We start from the raw sequence: 7984 nt of genomic DNA, 5'->3' as shown, positions 1-7984 counted from the left end.
AAAAAAACAGCCCGAAACCTTATTCGGTTTCTTCGCTGTCCTGTTGCGCGGAAGTATTCTGCGCGCTGCTACCATGATGATAGTTACTGCTAGTACCGCCACCGGCATTGTTACTGTGATGAGAAACCGGGCGAGACGGGACAACAGTAGAAATCGCGTGCTTATAAACCATCTGGCTGACCGTGTTTTTCAACAGGATCACGAACTGATCAAAAGACTCGATTTGTCCTTGCAGCTTAATACCATTCACCAAATAAATAGAAACTGGAACACGTTCCCGACGCAGTGCGTTCAGGAACGGATCTTGTAAAGATTGCCCCTTAGCCATTCTCTCTTTTCCTTATATGCTTATTTGTACTTTGAACCTTTCGATTCTGAAAAAATTGCGCACGATACGTCTCAATTGTACACATTCAGCCTGCGATAGCACCAACAACCTGTAATACTTCGTCACGCGCCTGTTCTGGTTTTTCACTGTCAAGCCAGTGAACTCCTTCCCAACCACGCAGCCAGGTTATCTGCCGCTTCGCCAACTGTCTCGTGGCGCAAACACCTCGATAAACCATTTCATCGTATGAGATTTCGCCTTCAAGGTAAGACCACATCTGGCGATAACCCACGCAACGAATGGAAGGCAAATCCGTATGCAAATCTCCTCGGGCAAAAAGCGCCCGGACTTCTGCTTCAAAACCTGAAGCCAACATCTGATGAAAACGCTGCTCAATTCGTTGATGGAGCAGTTCACGGCTCGCCGGGGCGATGGCGAACTGATGCACCTGATACGGTAGAGCGTCTCCTGACGTTTGCGTCAGTTCCGTTAAAGTTTTACCCGAAATGAAAAAAACTTCCAGTGCCCGGGAAAGCCTTTGTGGATCATTTGGATGAATCCTTGCTGCCGCAACAGGATCTATCTCCTGCAGTTGACGATGCAATGACTCCCAACCTTGCTCTGCCGCTTGTTGCTCAATTCTGGCTCGTACTTCGGGGTTCGCCGACGGTAGCGGCGACAATCCCTCCAGTAACGCCTTGAAATACAACATAGTACCGCCCACTAACAGCGGGATTCGCCCCGCCGCCGTGATATCGGCCATTTCCGCCAGCGCATCGCGACGAAAATCAGCAGCCGAATAAGCCTGCGACGGATCGCGAATATCCAGCAATCGGTGCGGCGCGGCGAGTAACTCTTCAGCGTTCGGCTTCGCCGTCCCGATATCCATCCCTTTGTAAATAAGGGCAGAATCAACGCTTATCAACTCTACTGGTAAAATTTTACGCAGCTCAATGGCTAACGCCGTTTTACCGGAGGCCGTCGGCCCCATCAAAAAAATTGCCTTAGGCAGGCTCGCCTTACTGATATCACTCATCTTTCAGGGCTTTTATCGCCGGATGTAAATCAACAGATTGTAACAGACCACCCGGCGGCGTTTTCACAAGCTGCGGACATAACCGTTCTACATCCGCCAGCAGGGTAATGGCCTGCGCCATTGACCACTGTGCATGTTCGCTCATCAGATTTCGTGCAATCCACTGCGCAATATTGCCAGGTTCGAATACGGACTGCTTCGCCAGGTAGCCTATCAGTTCAGGAATCAAGATTTGTAAATTTTGTTGGCGTAAGGGTAAAGGCACGGCTCTGATGGTCACATGCTGCGCATCAGACTGAAATTCAATGCCTAACTCCGCCAGAGCGGACTGCGCTTTTTCTAATGCCGATTTTTCTTCGCCAGAGACTTTTAGCCGCAACGGAATAAGCAACGGCTGGGCACAAACCGGCGCCTCACCCGGCGTCAGTTGCATCTGACGCAACCAACGTTCCGCTACCGCCAGGGCTAAAAGTGAAATGTTGCCGTCACGCTCCAGCAGCGCACAGTCGGAATTGACGATAGTCAACACCCGACCAAAGCTTTGACCATTCGATGCCAGCGTAAGTTCCTGCGGTTCTGGCGCTTTTGGTTTGAGCATCGGCGCAGGCGTTTGCAAAAGCTGGCGATACACTTCGCCTTGCTGTTTCTGGTAGCCCGGTTGCGCGTTCGGCCAGGGAACAGACTGGCGACTGCCTGATGCTGGCGCAGGAGTGTAGCGTGGAGCTATCGGCTCACGAACTGCCGGTTCTGCAAAGTGATTGCGCCCCGCCGCCACGCGGTTTTCCGGAATGGCACGCGGTGCAGGTTGGGGGTCATCGTCCAGCGGTAGCGGCGTTTCCAGTTGCTGATGTAGCACGCTCAGCACGCCCTGATAGATAAAGTCATGCACCAGACGCGACTGATGGAAACGCACTTCGTGTTTGGCGGGGTGCACGTTGACGTCCACCTGATGCGGGTCGATCTCCAGATACAGCACAAACGCAGGTTGCTGATCGGCGCCCAGTTTGTCTTCGCAGGCCTGGCGGATCGCATGATTGATCAGGCGATCGCGCATCATGCGCCCATTCACGTAGCAATACTGAATTTCCGCCAGTGCAGGCGTGGTGTGATTCGGATCAGCCACCCAGCCGCGCAGCGTGAGATCGCCGTGCTGCCATTCAATCGCCAGCGCATGTTCGAGAAAAGCGGTGCCACAAATCGCCCCTAAACGGCGTTCTTTTTGCCCGCCTTCCGGCACTGCGCGGTACTGGCGCACAATTTTGCCGTTATGCGACAAGTTGATAGTGACGTCGAAACGCGCCAGCGCAATGCGGCGGATGATTTCATCGATATGGTTAAATTCGGTTTTCTCGGTGCGCAGGAATTTGCGCCGCGCCGGAGTGTTGTAGAACAGATCCAGCACCTCCAGCGTTGTTCCCACCGGATGCGCCGCTGGTTTAACCGTCACGTCCATATCACGCCCTTCGGCATAAGCCTGCCAGGCTTCCTGCTGTTCCGCAGTGCGCGAAGTGAGCGTCAGGCGGGAAACCGAACTGATACTCGCCAGCGCCTCACCGCGAAAACCCAGGCTGATAATAGCTTCGAGATCGTCCAGAGAGGCAATTTTACTGGTAGCATGACGAGCCAGCGCCAGCGCCAGCTCATCTTTTTTGATACCGCAGCCGTTATCACGAATGCGGATAAGTTTCGCCCCACCGCGTTCGATATCAATATCGATGCGCGTCGCACCCGCATCGAGGCTGTTTTCTACCAGTTCTTTGACTACCGACGCAGGTCGCTCGACCACCTCACCTGCGGCAATCTGGTTCGCCAGTTGTGGCGGTAAGACCTGAATTGGCATCAATTATCCTTAGTTTGGCAGCGTGCGATCTGGCGTCGTCACCGTACTGGCAGTTTGTGCCGTTGCCCCCTGCGGCGCAGATTGCATCGGATGCGCAAGGAAGTAATTGCGCAGGCCTTTGTAAATGGCTTCTGCCAGCTGTTGTTGGTAATCGTCGCTCGCCAGCAAACGTTCTTCGCTGTTGTTGCTGATAAAACCGGTTTCGACCAGTACTGACGGGATATCCGGCGAACGCAGAACACCAAGGCTGGCGTGTTCTGGTCGACGTTTATGAATTTCGCCAATGCGTTGCAACTGACTGATCATACTGGTCGCCACATCATACCCTACCCGCTGGGAATGACCGAACTGTAAATCCAGCACCGCCTGGCTTAAATACGGGTCAGACTGACTGTTCGCCAGCACATCGCCTGCCCCGCCCAGCAGCTCCGACTGTTTCTCGTGCTGTTCCAGCCAGCTTGCCATTTCACTGTTTGCGCGACGGTTAGAGAGCACCCACACGGAAGCGCCGGTAGCACTGCGGTTCGGTGCGGCATCAGCGTGAATCGACACAAGGAAATTGGCGTTTTGCTTACGTGCCACATCGCTGCGCCCCATCACCGAGATAAAGTAATCCCCGTCACGGGTTAAAACGCCCTTAAACATCGGATCATCATTGAGCAAAGTACGCAATTTACGCGCGATGGCGATGGTGACATTTTTCTCCCGCGTACCGCCAGGGCCGATAGCGCCAGGATCCTGACCACCGTGTCCGGCATCAATGGCGATGACAATTTTTTCGCCAGTGTTAGCCGTCGCGCGCGCTGCCGGACGCGTCACCGTATTGCTACTGATGACACCCGTAGCCCGGTTGCTCTCGGTTTTAAACGGATTACGCGCCGGTTCGCTGACGCGCGGTGCGACAACCGCAGGCGTTTCAACACGTTTAGCAACCACGGGCGGCGGCGGAGGCGGTGGTGGCGCATCGGCATTAATCGTAAAGACGACGGTGTAATTGCTGCCATTCTGCCGCTTCACCGCTTCGGTTTTACCGTTTTCGGTGAGATCGACCACCAGCCGCAGCGTTTGCGCATCTTTTGGCGTTCCAGAGCGAATCGCCTTCACCAGATTATTACCGCTGAACAACAACGGCAGCCCCTGAATCACGCCCGTTTGTTTGATATCGAGCGCCACGGTGCGTTTGCTTTGATGGCTAAAAGCATAGTCAGGATCGCCAATAAAACTTAACGTAATCCGCGCCTGTTGATTGCCATTAGAAACCTGAATATCAGAGAGCGTAGCGGCGCCAGCCTGCGCGCACAGCAGCACCAACGTCGCTACCAACCAATTTCTGATGCGATACATCATCCCGCCACCTTCAAAGGTTAACCGGCTAAACGCGCCAGCAACAATTCACCCGCAGAGGAGACCGCACTCACGCGCGCCTCACGGCCTTGTGCCTGATAATCAATGTGTATTTCGACATCCGGGTCAGGAAGAACACCTGTACCTTGTTGTGGCCACTCCACCAGGCAGATGGCATCGTTGGCAAAATAATCGCGGATCCCCATAAACTCCAGCTCCTCGGGATCAGCAAGGCGGTACAAATCAAAGTGATAAACCATTAAGTTGTCGAGCGTATAGGGTTCGACCAGGGTATAAGTGGGGCTTTTGACATTACCCTGATGACCCAGAGCCTGTAAAAAGCCCCGGCTAAAGGTGGTTTTACCTGCGCCTAAATCGCCATACAGATAGATTACGGTTGCACCATCGCAGGCTTTCGCTACCCGCTCGCCCAGGTCTAATGTTGCCTGCTCATCAGGGAGCGGAATTACTCGATTCATCATGGTTTTTATCAGTCACTTCCGGGTTAACAATACGCTGTAGCGTGGAAAAGAGATCGGTTGCCAGCATCCCGCGCGTACCAAAACGCGCCGCCAGCACGTCAGCCGCCGCGCCGTGTGCGATACAGCCAGCACAGGCTGCATCATACGGCGACAGTTTTTGCCCAAGCAATGCGCCAATAATACCAGAGAGCACATCACCCATGCCGCCGCTGGCCATCCCTGCATTTCCGGCATCAATAATGCCTAAAGCGTCAGGATGGGCGGCGACCACGGTTCCGGCACCTTTCAGCACCGCTACGCCGCCATAACGTTGTACCAGACGTTGGGCGCAATGTAAGCGGTCACTTTCAATTTCTGCAACGGAACAGCCCAACAACCGTGCGGCCTCGCCAGGATGCGGCGTGATCACGCGATTGTGACGCTTATCGGGATTGATTGCCAGCAGGTTCAATGCATCAGCATCCCACAACATCGGTTTGCGAAAACTCTCAACTTTTTGTAGGGCTTTTTTCCCCCACTCTTGCTGGCCCAGACCAGGGCCAATCACCACCACATCGGCCCATTCCAGGCTTTCAGTTAAAGATTTCTCCGTCAACTCGTACACCATCAATTCCGGTCGTGCGGTCAGCAGCGGCGCAATGTTTTCACTGCGGGTCAGTACTCGGACTAGACCAGCGCCAGCACGCAGCGCCGCTTCCCCCGTCATACGAATAGCCCCCGCCGTGCCGTGATCGCCACCGATAATCACCAGCCGCCCGTGATCGCCTTTATGCGAAGTCGGGCGACGCGGTTTCAGCCAGTGAGAAAGTTGTTCTGCCGAAAACCGCTGAATTTTCGTCTCCTGACCTGCCAGCCAACTGTCCAGTCCCAGCGAGTCAAAATGCAGTTGCCCGGTAACATCCCGTGCTTTGCCGGTTAACAAACCAGGTTTAAGGGCAATAAAGGTGATGGTGTGAGCGGCGTTGATCACCGCGCCTGGCGTGGCGCCGGTTTCTGCCAGCAGGCCGGAAGGGATATCAACCGCCACAATCGGCGCCGGATGGGAATTAGCATGGTCGATTAATTGGCTAACAGATTCGCGGGGTGCTTGCTGCAATCCGGTGCCGAGCAGCGCATCAACGATCAAATCCACCGGCGCAGGCCAGACAATATTCGAGGCATGGATCTCGCCTCCCGCGTTTAACCATGCTTCGCGTGCCAGCGCAGCCTCTTCCGGTAACGGTTTGTCGCTCTCCTGGGCCAGTAACGTAACCTCAATACCGACCGCTTTTGCCAGCCGCGCGACCACGTAGCCATCGCCGCCATTATTGCCATGACCGCACAGCACCAGCCAGTGGCGGGCGTCAGGATAGGCGGTACGACACACCTGAAACGCGGCTTCACCCGCACGAAGCATCAGTTCATAAAGCGTTAGCCCCAGCGCATCTGCCGCTTCGCGTTCGCCACGTCGGATATCGTCGGCGTGCCAGACGGTGTGTGGTATACTTACGGGGTTTTTCTTCATTGTATGGTCCGTCATGTCAGAGCCCCTCGATCTCAATCAATTAGCGCAAAAAATTAAACAGTGGGGGCTGGAACTGGGCTTTCAGCAGGTGGGTATTACCGATACCGATCTCAGCGAGTCCGAGCCAAAACTGCAAGCATGGCTGGACAAACAATACCACGGCGAAATGGACTGGATGGCGCGTCACGGTATGCTGCGCGCCCGCCCCCACGAGTTATTACCCGGTACGCTGCGCGTGATCAGCGTGCGGATGAACTACCTGCCTGCCAACGCCGCATTTGCCAGCACGCTGAAAAATCCCAAACTCGGCTATGTTAGCCGTTATGCGCTGGGTCGTGACTACCACAAACTTCTGCGCAACCGACTCAAAAAGATGGGCGAGATGATTCAGCAACATTGTGTTTCGCTGAATTTTAGACCGTTTGTCGATTCTGCGCCTGTTCTTGAGCGCCCGCTGGCTGAAAAAGCGGGACTTGGCTGGACAGGTAAGCACTCACTTATCCTCAATCGCGAAGCCGGTTCGTTCTTCTTTTTAGGCGAGCTGCTGGTTGATATTCCGTTACCTGTGGATCAACCGGTCGAGGAAGGATGCGGTAAATGCTTGGCCTGTATGACGATTTGCCCGACCGGAGCCATCGTCGAGCCATATACCGTAGATGCTCGCCGCTGCATTTCTTATCTGACGATAGAACTGGAAGGGGCAATCCCGGAAGAGTTACGCCCGTTAATGGGAAACCGTATTTACGGTTGCGATGACTGCCAGCTTATCTGCCCGTGGAATCGCTATTCGCAACTGACAACTGAAGACGATTTCAGCCCACGCAAACCACTACACGCACCGGAACTCATTGAGTTATTCGCCTGGAGCGAAGAGAAGTTTTTAAAAATAACAGAAGGTTCAGCGATCCGCCGTATAGGCCACCTGCGCTGGCTGCGTAATATCGCCGTAGCATTAGGCAATGCGCCCTGGGATGAAGCGATTCTGGCGGCGCTGGAAAGTCGTAAAGGTGAGCATCCACTTCTTGATGAACACATAGCGTGGGCGATTACGCAGCAAATCGAGCGACGAAATGCCTGCGTGGTTGAGGTTCAACTACCGAAAAAACAGCGTCTTGTTCGGGTGATTGAAAAGGGCTTACCACGCGACGCCTGATTCATCCACAGCTTGTGAATAAAAATAAAAACGCATTGCAATTCAAGCCGGAAAAAATCGTCAAGCGATCAATACGACAAATCGAAACCTTAATTTTCAATTTAAATATCAACACGTTAATAATTTACTATTCACCGTGCGAAGTTTTTCTGAAATTAAGATTACAGCCTGAACCTGTGGATAACTCTGTTTACAAGAGTTTGTCAGAGACAACAAAAACCAGCAATAACGCATTGCGTCGCTGTGGATAGTTTATTGAGAGGAGAATTTGGAGCGGGAAACGAGACTCGAACTCGC

The 7984-nt window shown here is 53.7% G+C and carries 8 protein-coding genes; 1 reads left to right on the top strand and 7 read right to left on the bottom strand.

The annotated features are described in order from the left end of the window. Positions 1-19: 19 nt before the first annotated feature. The 6 genes from hfq to nnr all read right to left on the bottom strand — a co-directional run bounded on the left by hfq (position 20) and on the right by nnr (position 6549). Positions 20-328 (bottom strand): RNA chaperone Hfq, encoded by a 309-nt coding sequence (gene hfq, locus EQY_RS0122035; RefSeq protein WP_001051883.1) that lies wholly within the window; start codon positions 326-328, stop codon positions 20-22. Between the two features lie 85 nt (positions 329-413). Beyond that, on the bottom strand, positions 414-1364 hold the full coding sequence (gene miaA, locus EQY_RS0122030) for a tRNA (adenosine(37)-N6)-dimethylallyltransferase MiaA (protein ID WP_001280351.1): 951 nt from the start codon (positions 1362-1364) through the stop codon (positions 414-416). Next, positions 1357-3204, bottom strand: a complete 1848-nt coding sequence (gene mutL, locus EQY_RS0122025) for a DNA mismatch repair endonuclease MutL (RefSeq protein WP_001122462.1) — start codon at positions 3202-3204, stop codon at positions 1357-1359. Before mutL ends, miaA begins: the two co-directional genes overlap by 8 nt. Positions 3205-3213: 9 nt before the next feature. Continuing rightward, positions 3214-4551, bottom strand: a complete 1338-nt coding sequence (gene amiB / locus EQY_RS0122020) for an N-acetylmuramoyl-L-alanine amidase AmiB (protein WP_000990342.1) — start codon at positions 4549-4551, stop codon at positions 3214-3216. A 17-nt stretch (positions 4552-4568) separates the two neighbouring features. Then, the gene (gene tsaE, locus EQY_RS0122015) at positions 4569-5030 is read right to left on the bottom strand and encodes a tRNA (adenosine(37)-N6)-threonylcarbamoyltransferase complex ATPase subunit type 1 TsaE (protein ID WP_000981977.1); all 462 of its coding nucleotides are present in this window, start codon (positions 5028-5030) and stop codon (positions 4569-4571) included. Beyond that, positions 5002-6549 (bottom strand): bifunctional ADP-dependent NAD(P)H-hydrate dehydratase/NAD(P)H-hydrate epimerase, encoded by a 1548-nt coding sequence (gene nnr, locus EQY_RS0122010; RefSeq protein ID WP_077629730.1) that lies wholly within the window; start codon positions 6547-6549, stop codon positions 5002-5004. The genes tsaE and nnr overlap by 29 nt, the downstream gene beginning before the upstream one ends. Here nnr and queG point away from each other — a divergent pair. Then, complete coding sequence (gene queG / locus EQY_RS0122005; RefSeq protein ID WP_001294236.1) at positions 6548-7687, top strand: tRNA epoxyqueuosine(34) reductase QueG; 1140 nt, start codon at positions 6548-6550, stop codon at positions 7685-7687. The two genes, nnr and queG, sit on opposite strands and share 2 nt — an antisense overlap. On the opposite strand, the gene EQY_RS26385 is transcribed toward queG, so the two are convergent. Then, positions 7670-7723, bottom strand: a complete 54-nt coding sequence (locus EQY_RS26385) for a hypothetical protein (protein ID WP_105285681.1) — start codon at positions 7721-7723, stop codon at positions 7670-7672. The two genes, queG and EQY_RS26385, sit on opposite strands and share 18 nt — an antisense overlap. Positions 7724-7984 lie beyond the last annotated feature (261 nt).

This window comes from Escherichia sp. TW14182, assembly GCF_000208525.1.
GTDB lineage: Bacteria > Pseudomonadota > Gammaproteobacteria > Enterobacterales > Enterobacteriaceae > Escherichia > Escherichia ruysiae.
This window is presented reverse-complemented; position numbering and strand designations above follow the sequence as displayed.

What these genes read in the sequence shown, in the direction of transcription:
- mutL (WP_001122462.1), bottom strand. Translation starts at nt 3,204, where the DNA reads ATGCCAATTCAGGTCTTACCGCCACAACTGGCGAACCAGATTGCCGCA.
- tsaE (WP_000981977.1), bottom strand. Translation starts at nt 5,030, where the DNA reads ATGATGAATCGAGTAATTCCGCTCCCTGATGAGCAGGCAACATTAGAC.
- nnr (WP_077629730.1), bottom strand. Translation starts at nt 6,549, where the DNA reads ATGACGGACCATACAATGAAGAAAAACCCCGTAAGTATACCACACACC.
- miaA (WP_001280351.1), bottom strand. Translation starts at nt 1,364, where the DNA reads ATGAGTGATATCAGTAAGGCGAGCCTGCCTAAGGCAATTTTTTTGATG.
- hfq (WP_001051883.1), bottom strand. Translation starts at nt 328, where the DNA reads ATGGCTAAGGGGCAATCTTTACAAGATCCGTTCCTGAACGCACTGCGT.
- amiB (WP_000990342.1), bottom strand. Translation starts at nt 4,551, where the DNA reads ATGATGTATCGCATCAGAAATTGGTTGGTAGCGACGTTGGTGCTGCTG.
- queG (WP_001294236.1), top strand. Translation starts at nt 6,548, where the DNA reads ATGTCAGAGCCCCTCGATCTCAATCAATTAGCGCAAAAAATTAAACAG.